Source organism: Vibrio sp. 10N.222.52.C3, from assembly GCF_041474195.1.
In the GTDB taxonomy this organism is placed as follows: Bacteria; Pseudomonadota; Gammaproteobacteria; order Enterobacterales; family Vibrionaceae; genus Vibrio; species Vibrio crassostreae_C.
Window position 1 is genome coordinate 26,429 of record NZ_JBFRTQ010000091.1, and the last position, 21,300, is coordinate 47,728.

Here is a 21,300-nt window from a genome sequence, read left to right on the forward strand (position 1 = left end):
GTTAAACCGCTAAATCTCAGTCCGACTACAGCGAGTTCAAAAACGCCAGCAGTGCTTCACGCTCAGTCGCATTCAAAGACAGTACGTTTTGTTTTGCCATTTCTGCTTCACCACCATGCCAAAGTACCGCTTCCATAACGTTTCTTGCGCGACCGTCATGAAGTAAGAACGTATGACCGTTCACTTCTTTGGTATAACCTAATCCCCAAAGTGGTGTGGTACGCCACTCTTGACCATTGGCAAGATACTCAGGGCGATTGTCCGCTAAGCCTTCACCCATGTCGTGTAGCAACATGTCGGTATATGGGCTAATTAACTGATTAGATAATGCAGACAGACCTTCTCGCTCTGCCGTGCGAATTTCAGCTTGGTGACAGCTTTGACAACCAATCTCTTTGAACAGATTTTTACCTTGAACAACCGCTGGGTTATCGACATTACGACGAACAGGTACCGCGAGATGCTGCGAATAGAACTCAACAAAATCTAAGATGTTGTCACTGACTTCTGGCTCGCCACCATTTGGAAAATCATCACAGGTTGATTGCGCTGATGTGCAGTTTTCATTCGGAAATAAGCTGCTTGTCAGGCCTAAGTCACCGTTAAATGCCGCCGCGTTTTGCTGCATTAAGTTTGGCTGCCCGGCTTTCCAACCGAAACGACCTAGCGCCATTTCATTGGTTTGAACATCAAGAACATAGTTGGCTTTACCCGACACGCCCTGTTTGTCTGCCAATTGCTGCTCTGCAAATCCAAGAATCGTTTCTTGTGGGATACTTTCAAGCAAACCAAGACCAATCATTGGCGGCGCCACTCGAGCTGAAAACTCGGTCTTAGGATGCATCTCGCCGAAAGCAAGTTCAGTAATATTTAAAGTGGGTTTACGCAGAGTAACGACGGTGCCGTCTTTGAATTCAACAGGAACATCCGTGTAGCTAATGTTCACTTTGCCCTCTGGTTTTACACCTTGAAGCGCAAAATCTTGTAGCTGACCGCCGTACGTCGGCTCTGGAATTCCACCATCTCGAATGAAGGCTTGTCGCTGCTCAGGCGTTTCAGCCGGAATGCTTAAACGAACCAACATGGATACTGCGTTCTCATCTCCTTCTTCTGGCGCGTGACCACGACCATCTTTGATGTGGCAGTTTTGACAGCCGTTAGTATTAAATAGTGGTCCTAACCCATCACGAGCATCGGTTGATGACGGTGCAGGAACCCAAGGGTTTCTAAAGAAGCTATTACCTACGCTGAAATCCAAGCGCTTACTCATTGGTAGATTGGCTGCGGGAAGGGAAAAAGCGTTCGCTCCTTCTTTCTTCACGGTCGTTTTGCCGCCAGAGTAGGTTTCATGAGCGTGTAATGGAGATACGAAAAACAGTGCGGTTAATAGTGAGGCTGAGAGATACGACTTCATACATTGCCTTGCTGTGTTTTTGATTTTAGTTTTTATGTGGGTGTGGCTTTCTTGAGGATCAAACAATTAAGGGCTCAATCAGAGCCCTTACATTTGTGTCGGCTCGGGTTCTTAGAACTCGTGATCCGCTGTGTCTGGGTTTAGGCTATCAATGCCAATCACACCCGCAGCACGCTCAATAGCCGCTGTTTGAGACACTAGCGCAACAATTGTTTTGTTTACTAGTGCATTACCCGCAGCGTTGTCAGCAGCGATTAGCTGATCGAAGTGCTGGTTGTTTTTCTCTGCAGACGTTACTAATTCGCCTACTTGTGCACGTGCTAGGTCAAACTGCTTTTGAATCTCTTTCGCAGCTTGCTCATTTTTTTGCTCTACTAGGTCGAACAAGCTTGGGCCGGAAAGCAGAGTACCGTCTTCACGCTTGTATAGACCCGTGTAAACATTGTAGATGCCTTGCTCGTTGTAGTAGTGAGAGTTGTGCGTGTTATCAGAGAAGCAGTCGTGCTCGTCTTCAGTAGAGTTTGCTTCTAGTGCAACCTTCATACGCTCACCCGCTAGCTCACCTAGAGACAGTGAACCCATGCCAAACAGCATTTTACGAAGACCATTCTCGCTAGATTCAGAAAGAAGCTCTTGACGGTAGTTGCCTTTCTCGCCTTCAGCCCACTGCTTTTCCATCCATTCTAGGTCTTGGATAAGTAGCTCAGCAGATGCTTTTAGGTATGCGCCACGACGGTCACAGTTGCCGTTAGTACACTCAGCGCCAACAACGAAATCAGTGTAAGCACGCTCACCTGCACCGCTGTTTGTACCGTTTAAATCTTGGCCCCAAAGTAGGAATTCAATTGCGTGGTAGCCAGACGCTACGTTCGCTTCAGAACCACCGATCTCGTTCAAGTCTGCGATTAGCTCAGGGGTGATGTTGGTTGCATCAACGGTAGTCTGACCAATTTGGAAAGTCTTGTTAGCCACGATGTTTGCGCTAGCGCCTTCGTTACCAAGTTCATATTGGTAATCAGTCGAAACATAATCAATCAGGCCTTCATCTAGTGGCCATGCGTTCAGTTGGCCTTCCCAATCATCAACAACAGCGTTGCCGAAGCGGAAAACTTCTGACTGTTGGTATGGTACGCGAGACTCAAGCCAAGCTTGTTTTACTTGTTCGAAGTTGCCAGCAGAAGGAGAAGCTAAGAAGGTATCAATAGAAGAGTTCAACGCTTTTGCTGTAATTACTGAATCTGCAAACACTGCATGCGCAATATCTGCGTAATGTTCTACAACTTGATCTTGAGTTACTGCTGCGAAAGAAGAAGCAGAGGCAAAAATGAGTGACGAAGTTACGGCTTTTGTCACTAAAGATTTAATGGTCATGAAGCATCCTTGTTGAGCTTTAAATTATTATTCGTAGTAATAGTGCAAACCATTATCATTTGCACTACGGATTGAAATAATACAAACTTACAATTTTATTGCAAGATAAATACAAAAAAACCTCACATATGTGAGGTCTTTAAACATTTTTATGTTAAGCGTAACAAAGAGGCTAATCAGATATCCAGATTATGCTTACCGTGTGAGACTTTTGCCTTCAGGTAGCTTTCATTACCCGATTTGATATGAGCAGAGGTATTCACCACTTCTTCAATCTCAATACCAAAAGATTTTAGCTCATTGATCTTCTTAGGGTTGTTGGTGACTAAGCGGATTTTTGTAGTACCTAAGGCGCGTAGCATTTCAGCAGCTTCAGTAAAATCGCGTAGGTCATCGCCAAAACCTAGGTGGTTGTTGGCTTCATAGGTGTTCATGCCTTCGCTTTGCAGACGGTACGCATCGATTTTGTTGTACAAGCCAATACCACGACCTTCTTGGCGAAGATAAAGGATCACCCCACCCGTCTCACCCATAATTCTAATGGTTTCGTCTAACTGCTCGCCACAGTCACAGCGAGAAGAATGGAAAACATCACCAGTCAGGCACTCAGAGTGCATACGAACAAGAGGTATGTCTTGTGTCTTGTCTGCTGATTTAAATATCACAGCAACATGCTCTTTATCTGTTTTCAATCCATGAAAAGACAGAAGTTCAGCATCTATACTGCTTGTTACCCCTACTTTGAAATCTATTCTGGCACGCACTTCCGCCATAGCTATACTCACTTGAAAATTCGATGTATTTAACGACGCTACATTATATGTCTAGGCAATATTTTGTAGCTAACTATCTAATGATAGACACTATGAGGCTGTTAACAATTTTTTTCAAGGTCGACCTTGTACAAATTGTTATAATATAACAATTATTTTTCAAGTAAGAAAAAACCCCACATTGGGATGACCAACATGGGGTTATAAATTAAACAGTTGCGGCTAAAACTACACTTTTTTACAGAACGCTCAACTTACTTGAGTTTGCTTCCAGATGACAAGTTGCACCCAAGCATTCTCTAATTCGGTTAGCTCTTCTTGCGTAAGCGTAGAAATGCTCGACTTAGCACTGTATCTCTCTGCCCATTTATCTGACTGGACATGAGTATGGAACTCTTTCTTTAAATTTGAGATTACGTTATCCACAGATACATCCTTATATAGCAGTGCTTAGCCTTTATAATCGGTTAATGTTACAAAATACAGGTCAGTTGGTAAACAGTAATACACAATTTTTATGAGCTCTTCCTAACACTTTTTACTGATAAATATATAAATAAGAGAAGTAATAGGCTCGGTAGCAACCAAAGTAATAGATTTGAAGCCGTCATTGCCGGTTTATAAAGTACAAACTCACCAAATCTTTCCGTCATATATTGAGTAATTTCACTATTACTCTTCCCTGCTTTCACCATATTGAACACAACAAGACGTAAGTCTTTTGCTATTGGTGAGTTGGATTCAATCAGATTTTGGTTTTGACATTGTGGGCAGCGTAACGTTTTCGCCAAGCTGATAGCACGTTGCTGTTGTTCTGGATTATCAAACTCAAACAGTTCAACTTGAATACTCGTCTCTGTATTACTGGCAGTAAACAGATCTTCAGCTATGGTTGAAAGGCTAATCACTAAAAGCGCTGACAGCATAAACAAGGTTTGTATTAGAGACTTCATCATCCATTCACACCATCAAAATACATCGCAAGCTCATCTTTCCATACCATTTCATTAATCACGCCCAATAGCTTTTTAATGATCTGGCCATTGGCATCAACCAAATACGTTTCAGGTGTGCCGATTACGCCCAACTCTAATGCTAACTTGCCTTGAGGGTCACTGATCACGGTTGAGTACGGGTTGCCATCGTTCGATAACACGTTAATCGCAGCCCCAGAGTTATCTCGATAATTAAGCCCAACGATGGGAATGCCTTTATCGTGAAGTTGAAGCAAAAATGAATGTTCGGTTTTACATATCCCGCACCAAGATGCCCATACATTAACCAGTTGATAAGGGTGCTGCGTGACATCAGTAAGCGTAATTTTCTGCTGACCATTGACGCCTTCACTATTCACTAACGCAGTCGATGTAAATTCTGGAAATGCCCTTTGTTGTTCAGACACAATGGTCGACTGCTGCTTATTATCAAGCGCAAAGACAAATCCCAGCACCACAATCAATGCTAAGGCAATTAGAGTAATTAGCTTGTTACGAACGCTGGTATGCATACTGTGACGCCTTAACGGTTTTCTTTTTACGATGAGTCAATGAGAGCAAAGCGCCGATAATGGAGAACAGCCCACCAAACCAGATCCAGCGCGCATACGCCTTATACTGAACACGAAATGCGTAAGCGGTGGAATCGACTTTCTCGCCCATGGTGATATAAACATCGCCATGCCAGAACCACTTCATTGCAGGCTCACTCATGTTCATAACACGAACTTGGTAGTGTCTTCTTTCTGGCGCGATGGAAAAGCTTTGCTCGCTAGCATCTAATTCGAGTATCGCTTTTTCTGCAGTAAAGTTGGAGGCGACATAGAGCTCGGTATCACGATGAGAGAGCGTCCAGCCCATAAACTCAACCTCTTCACCTGGGCTCAATTTGTAACTTCGCTCAAATGAATGGTAACTGTTCATCGCGGCACCTATCGCTAATACTGCGACACCCACATGCGCCAACGTCATCACCCATACTTTGCGTTGAAACTTAGAGTTGCGCGTTACCGCTAAGCCGTAAACATGAGTCAGGGCTACCCAAAACGCAAGTGACCATGTCATTAGCACCATCACTTGGATCGCTTCAACTTGCAAAACATAAGTTACAAAGCCAAGACAGAGAGACAATAAGGCAATAATTCCAATCACACCTTTCGACGCTTGAGGTTTGATACTGAGCAATGGCGCTAACCCTATCACTCCCATCGCAAGCAGAGCCAATGGCGCAATAAGAAGATTAAAGTAAGGTGCGCCCACAGAGATATTTCCAAGGCCAAGTAATTCAAAAACCATTGGGTAGAAGGTACCAAACACCACCACCGCCGTACCCAGTACAAATATAAGTACCGCCACTAAACTCAAAAAACTTTTACTCGCAAAGCTAGTGATTGGATTCGACTCGAAAGATTCACCACGAACAATAAGAAGAGAAAACGAACTCACTAACACCAAAACCAGTATCAGCAACAGCGCGATACCTTTGGTTGGGTCAACAGCAAAAGCGTGTACCGATGTGAGTACACCAGAACGAACAATAAAGGTGCCTAAGATACTCAAACAAAACGTAATGAAAGCGAGACTGAGAGACCATTTCAGTAGCTGTTGTTTTCCCTTTGCAACGCCTAGGCTGTGGAGCAAAGCGGTCGAAGTTAGCCACGGCAACAAGCTGGCATTTTCAACCGGGTCCCAGAACCACCAACCACCCCACCCTAACTCGTAGTATGCCCACCAAGAACCAAGAATGATCCCTGCGGTTAAAAAGATCCAAGCGACCAAACAACAACTGCGACAATGAGCGACCCAATCGAACTCAATCGGATCCACCAGCAAAGCGGCCACAGCAAATGCCAAGACCACAGAGAAACCAACATAACCCAAATACAACAGAGGCGGATGGAATATCAAACCAACGTCTTGCAGCATTGGGTTAAGGTCACGCCCTTCAAGTGGCAAGGTCGAATTCAGTTCAAATGGGTTTGATGCGAACAAGGTGAACCAAGCAAATATCGCGAGCAGTAGGTTCATGACCCACAACACACGACTTTGGTATTCATCCGAATAGTGTTTTTGTAAGGCGATAACGCCAGACCAGACGCTGATCGTCAGTACCCAAAATAACAAGGAACCTTCATGACCTGCCCATACGGCTGCGAGCTTAAAAAATGAGGGTAATTGAGTATTTGAATGATCAGCGACGTATAAGATAGAGAAGTCATCACTGACAAAGGCATAGCCAAGCAATGCGACAGAAGTGAGAGAAAACAGCGCACTTAAAAGAGAGAAACTGCGGATTAAACCTAGATTTTGCGTCCGTTTATTTAGCATTTGGTAAAACGAATGCACACCAATAACGCTGCTGAGTACAGCAACAAAAACCAAACTAAACAGCCCCAAAGAACCGACCATATCACCTCAATAAGGCTCTACCTGAGCAGAGCCGATCTAAACACGCATCTCATGTTTATTAAGAACATGTTCATTAATAAGCAGATATTTAGTATCCAACATCTGCTCACTAATAAACTTGAGCGAAATTAAGCTATCGTTAACTGCCCTGCATAAAGGACAAAAGTTCGCAGCATTAATACGCCCATTAGGCTTAGTGAAGTCACCGAGAAAATATACACCGAGCTATGGCGGATTGAGGTTGGTGTAACGGCATTCAGCAACAACGGTAGAACCATGCCAACACCGATTACGCCATACCAGAACCAACTCGCCCAGAAACCACTGCCGATTGCGTTCCATACGGCTTGCTCACTTTGGCCACCAGCGAAGATAAGCCCAGTAAAGAAAGTAATCAGAACAAACAACTCAAACATCACGACCGGACGTTCGAACCCGTGGATCCAAGAAATACTCGCACTATGCGGAGACTCCTTAAAGACCAACACACCAAATAAAATACACGCCGCCGCTCCCGAGGATAAACTCGAGAATAAGAACAATATCGGCAACACTGGGTTATTCAGCATTGGGAAGGTATTTAGCGCAGAGAGTAAGAAGCCAGTGTAAGCCGCAAGTAATAGCGCAAGCACAGCTAAGAATATTTCAAAAACATTCTCAAAAGATTCTAATTTGCCAATCCAGTTACTGACAAAATCGAGTCGCCCTTTTAACCATGCTTGATCACTCAAGAATACGGCAATCTGATTTCGGAATATAATGCCGATCCAAACAAATAGGATCACCATATACACTTGGAATAAGATCACACCCATCGACATCACTGACGTCGGATTATAAAAGATCATGATCTTCCAAAATGATAGTGGTTTCGTCAGGTGGAAAACCAAGATCAATAAACCTGAGATGATCCCGAATGGTGCTAGAAAAGCCGTTGCCTTTAATACACCATTATTCGCTGGATCGTCCTCAATCACCTTTCTCTTAAGGTAAATCGAGATCATCACTGCACCCGCTGACATACCCGCCAAAAACAGATAGATAGCAATGATCCAGTCCCAAACCACGGTACCTGATTGAAACGCTGTATCCCATGCACTCATAATCAAATCTCCCCTTTTTGGTGTGGCACTTTATAGAGTTTTGGCTGAGTACCTAGATAAGCCTTATCTCTGTAAACCACTTCAGATTTAAGTACCTGGTTTATCTCGCTCTTAGGGTCATTTAAGTCGCCAAATATCAGCGCATTGGTAGGGCAAGATTCAACACAAGCAGGTAATTTACCTTGCGCAAGATTGGTATCGCGGCAGAAGTTACATTTGTCGGCCGACTTATTCTTAGGATGGAAGAAGCGCACTTGATATGGACAAGCTAGCAGGCAATAACCACAGCCGACACACTTCTCTTTATGTACATCAACAATTCCTGTCTTCTCATCTTTATAGGCGGCGCCTGTTGGGCAAACCATCACACAAGGTGCATTATCACAATGTTGACAAGAGTTACGAGTGAAACGGTAATCAACATTTGGATATTCACCTTGAGGTTCGCTCTTTATGATTTCTAAGCGCGATACGCCTTCAGGCACTTTGTTTACTTCACGACACGCCTCAGTACAAGCAGTACAGCCAATACAAGCGGTTTCGTCATGAACCATTCCGTAACGCTTGGTGCCATCTTCCTGAACATTAGCCAGCGTTTTGCGGCTTGTAACCGCTGCAGTACCTGCAACACCAGTTGTGAAAATAACGGCACCCGCGCCAGCTAAAAAGTTTCTTCTTGAGCAGCTCATAGATTACTCCCCTTCTTTCTTCTGGTTGAAGTCTGAATGGCAATCCACACACAGCTTGATGGTTTGCTTTTTATCTAAGCCAAGCACCTTCGCTTCACTCGCATGCACATCGTGACAGTTTGAACACGTTAAATTTTGTGCGTGAACGTCGTGGGTCCAGCTCGCTTCGCGCAGCTCATCAGGCTTGTGACAATCTATACATTGGCTATTGGCATCTAAAATTAAGCTAGGGTCTAGGTAAACTTTGTCGGTACCTGGTTGTGATTGAGCCTCACGATACTTCACCACTTTAGGCGCGCCTTCGCGGTGGTCGGGGCTAATAGAACTATGACAGTCGGTACAATTTACTTCACGGCCAAGCAAAGCGTGTGCACTTTCACCATGTGAACCCAATACCGTTTCTTTTGAATCTTTATGGCACTGAACACACTTGTAGTCTTTGTCACGGATTAATTCGACTTCATGTCTTGTTGATTCTCCTACTGGCGTAACAGCAGGCTCTGCAACAGCATGAATGGAATAACCATAGAGGCAGAATGCTAGAAGGGATTTAAGCATTATGACTATGGCCAATTTAATATTGCCCATTTTATCCTTTCCTTATACCGGCATTATTTAACTCTCAACTAAATAATATTCCGGTTAAACAAAAGTACCCTTAAACGATATTATTACCGCTTAAATGATATCAATTCTTATTTTGGATAAGCCACAACGCTTTCTATATTTAGAATATACCCCTAATTAGGTAAAGCGAAATATACAAAGGGTAATATGTGAACACAATCACCCTATTTATAGTGAGGGCATGTCGGGTAATTATTTGTTATATATGATAATAATTCTCAATAAGACCAGTCTAACTTGACGTCCACATACCCCTTTAGGGCTATATAAACTTCAACGTGATTGAAGTCACTGTCATTAATTGATCTAAAACAAGCAAACATCCGACACGTAACAAAATGTGTTTATTTATGAATTAATATAAACAGCAATTCTCCAGTTCTTAATTTGAATAGCAAACTCACAACGCTTGGTATAAAAATCAGTATATTGGAGATATCACTGTGAAAAAGCATTGGATACGTAATTCCGTCACAGCATTATTAATGGTTAGCGCATCACTAGTAAGCGCGACCAGTTTTGCTGCGTCTGAACAAAAAGAAATTGGTGATCCTCGTAACGACCAGTTCGAGCAAAACCACCCAGATCAATACCATTCATGGAGACAAACGTCAGAGAGCGAAGCCATTGAAGACGCACTAAAAGAAGATCCAAACATGGTTATTCTATGGGCGGGCTACGGTTTCGCGAAAGACTACAACAAAGCCCGCGGCCACTTTTATGCGGTTGATGATGTAAGACAAACCCTGCGTACTGGCGGACCAACCGACGAAAATTCAGGCCCAATGCCAATGGCGTGCTGGAGCTGTAAAAGCCCAGACGTAGCACGCGTTATTGAAGAGCGTGGTGAAGACGGCTACTTTGAAGGTAAATGGGCTCGTCTTGGCAGCGAGATAGTCAATCCAATTGGTTGTGCCGACTGTCACGATACTCAAAGTGAAGGCTTTAAAAATGGCGAACCTGCACTAAAGATCACTCGTCCTTATGTTGAACGTGCGTTCGATGCGATTGGGAAGAACTTCGAAGAGCAAGGTCGCTTTGATCAGCAAGCCTCTGTGTGTGCTCAGTGTCACGTGGAATACTACTTCACGGGTCCAACAAAAGGTGTGAAATTCCCTTGGGATAAAGGGACGCGTGTTGAACAGATGGAAGAGTACTACGATCAGATTGGCTTTAAAGATTGGACGCACAAAGTATCTAAAGCGCCAATGCTGAAAGCACAGCACCCAGGCTTCGAAACATGGCGCGAAGGCATCCACGGTAAGAACAAAGTCGTTTGTGCTGACTGTCATATGCCGAAAGTGACCAAAAAAGACGGTACCGTTTACACCGACCATAAAGTAGGTAACCCATTCGACCGCTTCGAAGATACGTGTGCAAACTGTCACACTCAATCTAAAGAAACCATGCGTAACATCGTTTCAAGCCGTAAAGCGCAAGTGCTAAACATGAAGCTGACCGCTGAGAAACAAATCGTTGCCGCTCACTTTGAAGCAGGCGCGGCATGGGAGGCTGGTGCAACCGAGCAGGAGATGGAACCTATCCTACTGGATATCCGTCACGCTCAATGGCGTTGGGACTACGCTATTGCGTCTCATGGCGTTCATATGCACGCTCCTGAAATCGCTCTAGAAGTGCTAGGTACTGCCGTTGACCGCGCAGCCGATGCTCGTACGAAGATTATTCGTCTACTAGCGAAGAAAGGCATCACTGATCCAATCGAGATTCCAGACATCTCGACCAAAGAAGCGGCTCAAAAAGCGCTTGGAATGGACATGGATAAGATGAACGCTGAGAAACAACACTTCTTAGACACGGTTGTTCCTAAATGGGAAGAGCAAGCTGAAAAGCGTGAAGCCAACTACGAATACTAGTTTCTTCAATTAGACCATTAGGTAAAAACCAGTCACACTATTATTGTGTGGCTGGTTTTTTAGGTTTGGGGCAATACACATCAATATCTCCTCCCCAATCCACTCGCCAATTCAAGGAATATACAATGAAAACCTTACTTTCACTTTCAGCATTATGTATCGCACTACTCAGTTCAGGCGTTCAAGCTTCTGAGCGCGCTGAGACAGGGTGGGAATTAATAGAGAAAGGCGCATTAGTGGTTGATGTCAGAACACTAGCAGAGTTCGAACAAGGGCATCTAGACAACGCCATCAACTACCCTCTTTCTGAAGTGGCTACTCACTTCGCTAAGATAGATAAAGACCAGCCGATCGTTTTGTATTGCCGCAGTGGTAATCGCTCAGGACAAGCCTATCAATTCTTGCAAGCTCAAGGGTTTACCCAAATCCATAACGCAGGTGGGTTGATCGAAATTCAGGAAAGTAAATAACTAAAAACAAACGATTAACAACTAGCGATTATGCCAAGCTTAACGGATCATCTGTTTGGCTTGGTTGATCGAATGAATAATCGAAACGCGATCAATCCCCTTTTGATTGGAATCGAGGATTTGAGTCCACGCATCAATCGCTTGTTGATAGCGCATGCTAATGAAGTGATCGGTCGCAATCAGCATCAAGGCCGTACGATCATTAGGATCAAGCTGCATTGAGTGAGCCAATAACGCATTCACATCATCGCTCATCGCTTGTGAACTAAGATAGTAAAGTGCCGTTGCTTTGGCTGCATAGAGCCCGGAAGGTGCTTGAGGGTCTAATCGAATCGCGTAGTCGTAGCAGGTGAACGCTGCATCAAATTCCCCTTTCTGCATATACACACCACCAAGCTTAAACCACAAATCGGATTGATTCGGATCTTGCTTGAGGCTTTGCTGCAGCTCATCTTGGAAATCTGTTGCCGTGTAACTACTGCTATCATCTAAAGGAAGTTGAGGTACCTCTTGTTTCAGTTGAGACCAAACAAACACGCTCAAAGCGACCGCAGTAATCGAAATCACTACATTGCTTTTTAGATGACCGCTGTTTTTGTTCGCCGCAATGACGACCACAATCAAAAACAGGCTCATTAGTACCAACGCAACCAACAACCAGATGTCCATTTCACACTCCTTTCTATTCACTCCCTACTCTATCGTTTTCATCTCTCCTCTATATTGATCAAGGTTTAGCTATCGAGATTTTAGCGATCACAGCTCTGCTATAAAGTCACACCAAGCTTCACAAATAACAGGCAATAAAAAACCGAGCACTTAGGCTCGGTTTTTTCAATGGTAAGCTTAATTACTTAGCGTAATTGAGATTACTCAGTGTCTTGCTCGCTATCACTTTCAGAGTCAGAAGCATCTGATGCTTGCTCTTCACTTGATTCAGCAACTTCAGCGTTGATAGTTTCAGCACCAGCTTCTTCAGCTTCGCCTTCTACAATCTCAGCTTCTTCTACTTCGTCGATACGTTGTAGACCTACAACATTCTCGTCTTCAGCAGTACGAATCAGTGTTACACCTTGAGTGTTACGACCAACTTGGCTCACTTCCGCAACGCGAGTACGTACTAGCGTACCTGCGTCGGTGATCATCATCATTTCGTCGCCTTCTTCAACTTGAACAGCGCCAACAACTGGGCCATTACGTTCAGAGACTTTGATAGAAACCACACCTTGCGTTGCACGGCCTTTCGTTGGGTATTCAGCTAGTTCAGTACGCTTACCGTAACCGTTTTGAGTCACAGTTAGGATATCGCCTTCGTTAGAAGGAACAATCAACGATACTACTTGATCGTCTTCTGGAAGCTTCATACCACGAACACCAGAGGCAGTACGGCCCATTGCACGTACTTTGTCCTCGTTAAAGCGAACAACTTTGCCCGATTTAGAGAACAGCATGATGTCGCTATCACCGTTAGTGATGTCAACGCCAATCAGTGAATCATCGTCACGTAGGTTAACTGCAATTAGGCCGTTAGCACGTACGTTTGCGAACTGATCCAGTGATGTCTTCTTAACAGTACCGTCACCCGTTGCCATGAAGATGAATTTCTCGTTAGAGAACTCAGAAACAGGCAGGATAGCCGTGATACGCTCACCTTCTTCTAGAGGAAGAATGTTAACGATAGGCTTACCACGAGCAGTACGACTTGCTAATGGCAGTTGGTAAACTTTCAGACGGTATGTCTTACCACGAGTAGAGAAACATAGGATGTTATCGTGAGTATTAGCAACAAGCAGACGCTCAATGTAATCCTCATCTTTCATCTTAGTTGCACTCTTACCTTTACCACCACGACGCTGAGCTTCGTAGTCGCTTAGGATTTGGTACTTAACGTAACCTGCGTTAGAAAGCGTTACTACAACGTCTTCTTGAGCAATCAGCTCTTCCATGTCGATGTCATGAACTGCCGCTGTGATTTCTGTACGACGCTCGTCGCCATAGATTTCACGTACTGCTTCAAGTTCTTCACGGATAACTTCCATCAAACGCTCAGTGCTTGCAAGAATGTGCATTAGCTCAGCGATTTCTTCTAGAAGGGCTTTGTACTCGTCTAGAATCTTCTCGTGCTCTAGGCCAGTTAGGCGGTGAAGACGAAGTTCTAGAATAGCTTGTGCTTGTGTTTCCGTTAGGAAGTATTGACCATCGCGGATGCCGTATTGGTCTTCCAACCAATCAGGACGAGCCGCATCAGTACCTGCACGCTCAAGCATTGAAGCAACGTTACCAAGATCCCAACCACGAGACACTAAACCAACTTTAGCTTCTGCTGGTGTTGGCGCGCTCTTGATCAGTTCAATGATTTCATCAATGTTAGCAAGTGCTAGAGACAATGCTTCAAGGATGTGTGCACGGTCGCGTGCTTTCTTCAATTCGAAGATAGTACGACGAGTCACAACTTCGCGACGGTGGTCTACGAAGCACTTAAGCATGTCTTTGATGTTGAACAACTGTGGTTGACCGTTATTCAACGCAACCATGTTGATACCGAAAGTCGTTTGCAGTTGAGTTTGAGCGTATAGGTTGTTAAGAACCACTTCGCCTACTGCATCACGCTTACATTCAATAACAATACGCATACCGTCTTTATCAGACTCGTCACGCAGTGCACTGATGCCTTCTACTTTCTTATCTTTAACCAGTTCAGCAATCTTCTCGATCAAACGAGCTTTGTTTACTTGGTAAGGGATCTCAGTAACGATAATGGTTTCTTTACCATTCTTCTCTACTTCGATATCCGCTTTTGAACGCATGTAAACCTTACCGCGGCCAGTCTTGTAAGCATCTACGATGCCTTTACGACCACTGATAAGTGCTGCTGTTGGGAAGTCAGGACCAGGGATATAGTCCATTAGCTCATCAATAGTGATATCTTCATTATTGATAAATGCTAAACAGCCATCAACAACTTCACCAAGGTTATGTGGTGGGATGTTGGTAGCCATACCTACTGCGATACCAGAAGCACCGTTTACCAATAGGTTAGGAATTTTTGTAGGAAGTACTGCTGGAATTTGTTCTGTACCATCGTAGTTCGGTACGTAATCCACAGTTTCCTTATCAAGGTCAGCCAGGAGCTCGTGAGCAATTTTCGCCATACGAACTTCGGTATAACGCATTGCAGCCGCGGAGTCGCCATCGATAGAACCAAAGTTACCTTGGCCATCAACTAGCATGTAACGCAGTGAGAACGGTTGCGCCATACGAACAATAGTATCGTATACAGCACTATCACCATGTGGGTGGTATTTACCGATTACATCACCTACTACACGAGCAGACTTTTTATATGGTTTGTTCCAATCATTACCTAGTACATTCATCGCGAACAAAACGCGGCGGTGTACAGGTTTTAGGCCATCACGCACATCTGGAAGGGCACGACCAACGATGACGGACATCGCGTAGTCTAGGTATGAACCTCTAAGCTCATCTTCAATATTTACGGGCGTGATCTCTTTCGCTAGATCGCTCATAGAGCCATTTTCCCTCTATAGTCAGATCGTATTTTTGAATACGTATAAGACCGAAAAATATAACACAAATTTACCTACGGAGGCATCACTTTCCCTCTCCTTTTACCATCTTGTGACCCTTGTAGCCAATCAATTGATGAGAAATTGCACCTCCGCATCATATCTTGCTGAAACATGGTCACTTTACATCCAATAAACTAGCAAAATTGTAGATCTTCTGGTCAGCGCGAAAAGGCAAGTTATAATGCCTGCAATTTCATGGATGCATTATTTAACTTGGAAATGCCGATTATGACTAAATCACAGAACGTAGACCCAGCAGAAATCAAGAAATTCGAAGACATGGCGTCACGCTGGTGGGATCTAGAAGGCGAATTTAAGCCACTACATCAAATCAACCCACTGCGACTAAATTACGTATTAGAGAAGACTGAAGGCCTATTTGGTAAGAAAGTCCTCGATGTTGGCTGCGGCGGCGGTATTCTTGCAGAAAGCATGGCGGTTGAAGGTGCGATAGTGACAGGCCTAGACATGGGTAAAGAACCGCTAGAAGTCGCGCGCCTTCACGCATTAGAAACGGGCACCAAGCTCGATTACATCCAGAGCACTATCGAAGACCACGCAGAACAGAACCCACAGACGTACGATGTGGTAACGTGCATGGAAATGCTTGAACACGTTCCTGACCCACAATCTGTTATCACTGCCTGTTCGAAATTGGTGAAACCGGGCGGCCACGTGTTCTTTTCTACATTAAACCGTAACTTCAAATCTTACCTGTTCGCTATTGTTGGTGCAGAAAAGCTACTTAAGATTGTTCCTGAGGGCACTCATGAGCACGAGAAGTTCATTCGCCCTGCAGAACTTATCAAGATGGTCGATAACACTCCGCTGCAAGAACTAGGGATTACAGGGCTGCACTACAATCCTCTTACGGACACTTATCGTTTAGGCACAAATGTAGACGTAAACTACATCGTCCACACGCAAAACTTTGGCTAAAAAATATCGGTAGCCCTACCGTAAAACCTTTTGTAAAAAAGACGAATGAAAAGAGTTGCAATTACCATAACTTTGCGACTTTTTTCAGTCTAAATTTCGTGCGCTAGCTTCCATTTTGACCACCTCGATTTAAATTTAATCGCCTAAAATCAATCGCCCATTTTGGCCAAAGATCAAGGAATTTTTTTTTATGGGCGTGCAAAAATAAAGCATCATTAAAAGCCGACTTTTATACAATCAAGTCACATATAACCTCATCAGTTAGTGGTCACTTACAGTTTTTTTTCAATCCACCACTTATCCACAAGCAACCCCATTTCTTTACCTTGAAAAATATCAGTTGTAGCACTATCTTGTAACCCAACAAACAAATGACCCCTATATGTTGTGTTTGAACTACAATGTATGGGTAGACCAAGATCACAAAGCCGAAACGTAATTTACAAAAATTACACAGAAATACACAAAAACACGGCCTTGTTCAGTTTTGTTAGGGAAATTAAGCAGAATGAACCAACAACTTACTGTTACCAAGCGTAACGGGCGCAAAGAAACGATCGATCTAGAGAAGATCCATCGCGTGATTACATGGGCAGCTGAAGGCTTGCACAATGTTTCTGTATCACAAGTAGAATTGAAAGCTCACATTCAGTTTTACGATGGCATCACCACTACTGACATTCATGAAACTATCATCAAGTCAGCAGCGGATTTAATCTCTGAAGAGACTCCTGATTACCAATATCTAGCAGCACGTCTGTCTGTATTCCACCTACGTAAAAAAGCGTACGGCGAATACGAGCCGCCTGCACTGTATGACCACGTTGCAAAACTGGTTGATATGGGTAAATACGATAGCCACCTTATGGAAGACTACACGAAAGCTGAATTCGAAGAGCTTGACGAGTACATCGACCACAAACGTGACTTAGACTTCTCTTACGCAGCGGTTAAGCAGCTCGAAGGTAAATACTTCGTGCAAAACCGTGTAACGAAAGAAATCTACGAGAGTGCTCAGTTCCTTTACATTTTAGTTGCTGCGTGTCTATTCGCTAAATACCCGAAATCGACTCGTCTTGACTACATCAAACGTTTTTACGACGCATCGTCTACGTTTAAGATTTCTCTACCTACACCGATCATGTCTGGTGTACGTACGCCTACTCGTCAATTCAGTTCTTGTGTACTGATCGAGTGTGGTGACAGCCTTGATTCAATCAACGCGACAGCAAGCTCAATTGTTCGTTACGTATCTCAGCGTGCTGGTATTGGTATCAACGCAGGTCGCATCCGTGCGCTTGGTTCTGAAATCCGTAATGGTGAAGCGTTCCACACGGGCTGTATCCCTTTCTACAAATACTTCCAAACAGCAGTAAAATGTTGTTCTCAAGGTGGTGTTCGTGGCGGTGCAGCAACGGTATTCTACCCACTATGGCACGGTGAAGTTCAGTCTCTATTAGTACTGAAAAACAACCGCGGCGTTGAAGAGAACCGAGTTCGTCACATGGATTACGGCGTACAGCTGAACAAGCTTATGTACTCTCGCCTAGTTCAGGGTGGCAACATCAGCCTGTTCTCACCTTCAGACGTACCTGGCCTTTACGATGCGTTCTTCGAAAACCAAGACCGTTTTGAAGAGCTATACGTTAAGTACGAAAACGATCCTTCAGTGAAGCGTGAAACGGTTAAAGCCGTTGAGCTTTTCTCTCTGCTAATGCAAGAGCGTGCTTCTACTGGTCGTATCTACATTCAGAACGTTGACCACTGTAATACACACAGCCCGTTTGATTCTGAAGTAGCACCTGTTCGTCAATCGAACCTATGTCTAGAAATCGCGCTTCCTACTAAGCCACTTTCTAACGTAGAAGATGACGAAGGCGAAATTGCACTATGTACGCTTTCAGCATTCAACCTTGGCGCAATCAATGAACTGGACGACCTAGCAGAGCTTTCTGAGCTGGTTGTTCGTGCTCTAGATGCACTGCTTGATTACCAAGACTACCCGCTTCCAGCTGCATACAAGTCGACAATGAACCGTCGTACTTTAGGTGTAGGTGTAATCAACTACGCATACTACCTAGCGAAGAATGGTGTTAAGTACTCTGATGGCAGCGCGAATGGCCTGACTCACCGTACTTTTGAAGCAATTCAATACCACTTGCTAAAAGCATCTGTTGAACTAGCGAAAGAGCAAGGCCGTTGCCCATCTTTCCACGAGACCAACTACGCGAAAGGCCTACTGCCAATCGATACTTACAAAAAAGATATCGACTTAGTATGTGAAGAGCCACTGCACTACGATTGGGATTCTCTACGTGAAGAGATCATGGAGCACGGTCTGCGTAACTCTACGCTAACAGCGCTTATGCCTTCTGAGACATCGTCTCAAATCTCGAACGCGACTAACGGTATCGAGCCACCACGTGGTTACGTATCAGTGAAAGCATCGAAAGACGGCATCCTTAAGCAAGTGGTTCCAGATTTCCTAAATCTTAAAGAGAACTACGAGCTACTTTGGAACATTGGTTCTAACGACGGTTACCTACACCTAGTGGGTATCATGCAAAAATTCGTTGACCAAGCTATCTCTGCAAACACTAACTATGACCCAAGTGTTTACGACAGCGGTAAAGTACCAATGAAGAAGCTGCTTCAAGACCTACTAACAGCGTACAAGTACGGTGTTAAGACGCTTTACTACCATAACACTCGTGATGGTGCTAAAGACGACCAAGGCGATGCAGTTCAAGTGCCGGAAGAAGATTGTGAAGGCGGCGGTTGTAAGATCTAAACCGCAATAAACATTAAGACCCCAGAGAAGAGTTATCTTCTCTGGGTTTAAAGCATTAACAGGGTCCGTTTTATTACGGGTCTTTAAAGGATTTGAGGCATTTATGGCTTACAGTACTTTTTCTCAGCAAAAAAATGACCAACTAAAAGAACCAATGTTCTTGGGTCAGTCGGTAAACGTTGCACGTTACGACCAACAAAAATTCGAAATCTTCGAAAAGCTTATCGAGAAGCAGCTTTCTTTCTTCTGGCGTCCAGAAGAAGTAGACGTGTCTAGCGACCGTATCGACTACAACAAGCTTCCTGAGCATGAAAAGCACATCTTCATCTCTAACTTGAAGTACCAAACGCTTCTAGATTCAATCCAAGGCCGCAGCCCTAACGTTGCCCTACTTCCATTGGTATCTCTACCAGAAGTTGAAACTTGGATTGAAACTTGGTCTTTCTCTGAAACGATTCACTCTCGTTCTTACACGCACATCATCCGTAACATCGTGAATGATCCAGGCGTAGTATTCGACGACATCGTTGAAAATGAAGAGATTCTGAAGCGTGCTAAAGACATCGCTTTCTACTACGACGACCTAATCAAGCTAACGGCTGACTACCACCGCTACGGTGAAGGCAACCACAGCATCAACGGCGAAGACGTCAAGATTTCACTTCACGACCTGAAGAAGAAACTTTACCTATGTCTAATGTCTGTAAACGCACTAGAAGCGATTCGTTTCTACGTAAGTTTCGCATGTTCATTTGCATTCGCTGAGCGTGAGCTAATGGAAGGTAACGCGAAGATCATCAAGCTAATCGCTCGTGATGAAGCCCTTCACCTTACTGGTACACAGCACATGATCAACTTGCTACGCAATGGTCAAGATGATTTTGAATTCATGCAGATCGCTGAAGAGTGTAAGCAAGAGTGTTTCGACCTATTCAAAGAAGCGGCTGAGCAAGAGAAAGAGTGGGCAGAATACCTATTCAAAGATGGCTCTATGATTGGTCTGAACAAAGACATTCTTTGCCAATACGTTGAGTACATTACCAACATCCGTATGCAGGCTGTTGGCCTAGGTACGGCTTACCCAGCAGCAACGTCGAACCCAATTCCATGGATCAACGCTTGGTTGTCTTCAGATAACGTTCAAGTTGCTCCACAAGAAGCAGAAATCAGTTCTTACCTAGTTGGCCAAATCGACAACGAAGTAAAAGCTGACGACTTTGAAGGATTTGAGCTGTAATGCCAACAATCAAAATCAACAAACTGACTTCAATTGAATCTAACCCTTCAAACACTCTGTTGGAAACAATGGAACAAGCTGGGTTAGAGCCAGAATACAACTGCCGAGATGGTCACTGTGGCGCTTGCCGCTGCACGTTGGATTCTGGTGAGATCGAGTACGTTGGTTTTGCTATGGCTTACACGCAAGGTAATGAGATATTGCCTTGTATCTGTAAAGCAAAGACTGAGCTATCGCTGAGTAACGTTATTCATAGAAACAAGCAAAAACGCGCATAAGCCAGCTGGCTTTAGGTCACTTTGTTCGAATATCGTCAATAAGAATCAAAAAAGGGTCCGCTTCCTTTAGGAATGCGGACCCTTTTCTATTTATGTCTTTAGGTATCTAAAGCGACTCGTCTATCACTCAACCAAAGCCTTTCTGCTAACTTGCTGCCACAAAGCCAAACCAGACGTTTACTACTGAATAAGGTTCAAAGTCACAGAGCCAATATAACAAGCGCTTCGGCACTCTCCACAGCCGTTACACTTATCTTTGTCCACTGTAGGCAACTCTCCTACTTCGATGTGTATTGCACCAGCTGAACACGCCGTTTGGCATGCTGAACAGTCCATTTGCATGTAATTATTGCAGCTATCCGCAAAGCTCGGCTTGAGGTCGATATAAGGCGTGACCGTTGGATGAAGTGCGCCGGTCGGACACACTTCAGTGCATTTGTTACACATAGAACAACTGTTGTAATCCAAATTCAGCAGCGCACTGCCCTCTAGCATCTCAATAACGCTATTTGGACACGATTGTTCACACAATCCACAACCGTCGCAAAGACGCTCAAACAGCACCTCATCGACCGCTCTTGGCGGTCTTGCATGCAAGCGCTGTGATATCTCTTCATAATTCGCGGCTGCTTTAACCGGTTTAGAAAGTCGAGTTAAGAAACTGCGTCTATTTGAATTTATTTGTTCAGACATTAGTCGATATATAACTTTTTAGTAGCAACGTTTAAATTATATTC

The 21,300-nt window shown here is 44.1% G+C and carries 19 protein-coding genes; 6 read left to right on the forward strand and 13 right to left on the reverse strand.

The window, feature by feature from the left end; genetic code table 11:
* Positions 1 to 25 precede the first annotated feature (25 nt).
* The 10 genes from AB4517_RS14950 to nrfB all read right to left on the reverse strand — a co-directional run bounded on the left by AB4517_RS14950 (position 26) and on the right by nrfB (position 9,342).
* Positions 26 to 1,414 carry a di-heme oxidoredictase family protein gene (locus tag AB4517_RS14950; RefSeq protein ID WP_372148541.1) on the reverse strand — a complete coding sequence of 463 codons (1,389 nt, stop codon included), beginning with the start codon at positions 1,412 to 1,414 and terminating at the stop codon, positions 26 to 28.
* Positions 1,415 to 1,525: 111 nt separating this feature from the next.
* Positions 1,526 to 2,785 (reverse strand): imelysin family protein, encoded by a 1,260-nt coding sequence (locus tag AB4517_RS14955; RefSeq protein WP_372148542.1) that lies wholly within the window; start codon positions 2,783 to 2,785, stop codon positions 1,526 to 1,528.
* Positions 2,786 to 2,961: 176 nt separating this feature from the next.
* On the reverse strand, positions 2,962 to 3,558 hold the full coding sequence (gene ribA / locus AB4517_RS14960; protein ID WP_009848836.1) for a GTP cyclohydrolase II: 597 nt from the start codon (positions 3,556 to 3,558) through the stop codon (positions 2,962 to 2,964).
* Between the two features lie 249 nt (positions 3,559 to 3,807).
* Positions 3,808 to 3,984, reverse strand: a complete 177-nt coding sequence (locus AB4517_RS14965) for a hypothetical protein (protein WP_017060980.1) — start codon at positions 3,982 to 3,984, stop codon at positions 3,808 to 3,810.
* 89 nt (positions 3,985 to 4,073) lie between these two features.
* The gene (nrfF, locus tag AB4517_RS14970) at positions 4,074 to 4,514 is read right to left on the reverse strand and encodes a heme lyase NrfEFG subunit NrfF (RefSeq protein WP_372148543.1); all 441 of its coding nucleotides are present in this window, start codon (positions 4,512 to 4,514) and stop codon (positions 4,074 to 4,076) included.
* Entirely contained in the window at positions 4,511 to 5,065 is a 555-nt protein-coding gene (locus tag AB4517_RS14975; RefSeq protein ID WP_017063563.1) for a DsbE family thiol:disulfide interchange protein, read from the reverse strand. Before AB4517_RS14975 ends, nrfF begins: the two co-directional genes overlap by 4 nt.
* Positions 5,046 to 6,962 carry a heme lyase CcmF/NrfE family subunit gene (locus AB4517_RS14980; RefSeq protein WP_372148544.1) on the reverse strand — a complete coding sequence of 639 codons (1,917 nt, stop codon included), beginning with the start codon at positions 6,960 to 6,962 and terminating at the stop codon, positions 5,046 to 5,048. The genes AB4517_RS14975 and AB4517_RS14980 overlap by 20 nt, the downstream gene beginning before the upstream one ends.
* Before the next feature lie 128 nt (positions 6,963 to 7,090).
* Entirely contained in the window at positions 7,091 to 8,065 is a 975-nt protein-coding gene (nrfD, locus tag AB4517_RS14985) for a cytochrome c nitrite reductase subunit NrfD (RefSeq protein WP_372114430.1), read from the reverse strand.
* Positions 8,066 to 8,067: 2 nt separating this feature from the next.
* Entirely contained in the window at positions 8,068 to 8,754 is a 687-nt protein-coding gene (gene nrfC, locus AB4517_RS14990; protein ID WP_017060985.1) for a cytochrome c nitrite reductase Fe-S protein, read from the reverse strand.
* Positions 8,755 to 8,757: 3 nt separating this feature from the next.
* A complete protein-coding gene (gene nrfB / locus AB4517_RS14995) occupies positions 8,758 to 9,342 on the reverse strand; it encodes a cytochrome c nitrite reductase pentaheme subunit (protein ID WP_372114431.1) in 585 nt (194 codons plus the stop codon).
* A 482-nt stretch (positions 9,343 to 9,824) separates the two neighbouring features.
* Here nrfB and nrfA point away from each other — a divergent pair, with 482 nt between their 5' ends.
* On the forward strand, positions 9,825 to 11,255 hold the full coding sequence (gene nrfA / locus AB4517_RS15000; RefSeq protein WP_372148545.1) for an ammonia-forming nitrite reductase cytochrome c552 subunit: 1,431 nt from the start codon (positions 9,825 to 9,827) through the stop codon (positions 11,253 to 11,255).
* A gap of 125 nt (positions 11,256 to 11,380) precedes the next feature.
* The gene (locus AB4517_RS15005) at positions 11,381 to 11,725 is read left to right on the forward strand and encodes a rhodanese-like domain-containing protein (protein WP_372148546.1); all 345 of its coding nucleotides are present in this window, start codon (positions 11,381 to 11,383) and stop codon (positions 11,723 to 11,725) included.
* A 39-nt stretch (positions 11,726 to 11,764) separates the two neighbouring features.
* Here AB4517_RS15005 and AB4517_RS15010 read toward each other — a convergent pair whose 3' ends face one another.
* Complete coding sequence (locus AB4517_RS15010) at positions 11,765 to 12,394, reverse strand: tetratricopeptide repeat protein (RefSeq protein ID WP_372148547.1); 630 nt, start codon at positions 12,392 to 12,394, stop codon at positions 11,765 to 11,767.
* 200 nt (positions 12,395 to 12,594) lie between these two features.
* A complete protein-coding gene (gene gyrA, locus AB4517_RS15015; RefSeq protein ID WP_372148548.1) occupies positions 12,595 to 15,255 on the reverse strand; it encodes a DNA topoisomerase (ATP-hydrolyzing) subunit A in 2,661 nt (886 codons plus the stop codon).
* A 258-nt stretch (positions 15,256 to 15,513) separates the two neighbouring features.
* On the opposite strand from gyrA, the gene ubiG reads away from it, so the two are divergent.
* The 4 genes from ubiG (at position 15,514) to AB4517_RS15035 (ending at position 20,563) form a co-directional block, all read left to right on the forward strand.
* Positions 15,514 to 16,257: a bifunctional 2-polyprenyl-6-hydroxyphenol methylase/3-demethylubiquinol 3-O-methyltransferase UbiG gene (ubiG, locus tag AB4517_RS15020; protein ID WP_170926849.1), complete on the forward strand. Its 744-nt coding sequence runs from the start codon at positions 15,514 to 15,516 to the stop codon at positions 16,255 to 16,257.
* Positions 16,258 to 16,765: 508 nt separating this feature from the next.
* Complete coding sequence (nrdA, locus tag AB4517_RS15025; protein ID WP_017060992.1) at positions 16,766 to 19,048, forward strand: class 1a ribonucleoside-diphosphate reductase subunit alpha; 2,283 nt, start codon at positions 16,766 to 16,768, stop codon at positions 19,046 to 19,048.
* Between the two features lie 103 nt (positions 19,049 to 19,151).
* The gene (nrdB, locus tag AB4517_RS15030) at positions 19,152 to 20,285 is read left to right on the forward strand and encodes a class Ia ribonucleoside-diphosphate reductase subunit beta (RefSeq protein ID WP_017063554.1); all 1,134 of its coding nucleotides are present in this window, start codon (positions 19,152 to 19,154) and stop codon (positions 20,283 to 20,285) included.
* On the forward strand, positions 20,285 to 20,563 hold the full coding sequence (locus AB4517_RS15035) for a 2Fe-2S iron-sulfur cluster-binding protein (RefSeq protein ID WP_050643837.1): 279 nt from the start codon (positions 20,285 to 20,287) through the stop codon (positions 20,561 to 20,563). The genes nrdB and AB4517_RS15035 overlap by 1 nt, the downstream gene beginning before the upstream one ends.
* 180 nt (positions 20,564 to 20,743) lie before the next feature.
* On the opposite strand, the gene napF is transcribed toward AB4517_RS15035, so the two are convergent.
* Positions 20,744 to 21,256 (reverse strand): ferredoxin-type protein NapF, encoded by a 513-nt coding sequence (gene napF / locus AB4517_RS15040; protein ID WP_372148549.1) that lies wholly within the window; start codon positions 21,254 to 21,256, stop codon positions 20,744 to 20,746.
* Positions 21,257 to 21,300: the final 44 nt, after the last annotated feature.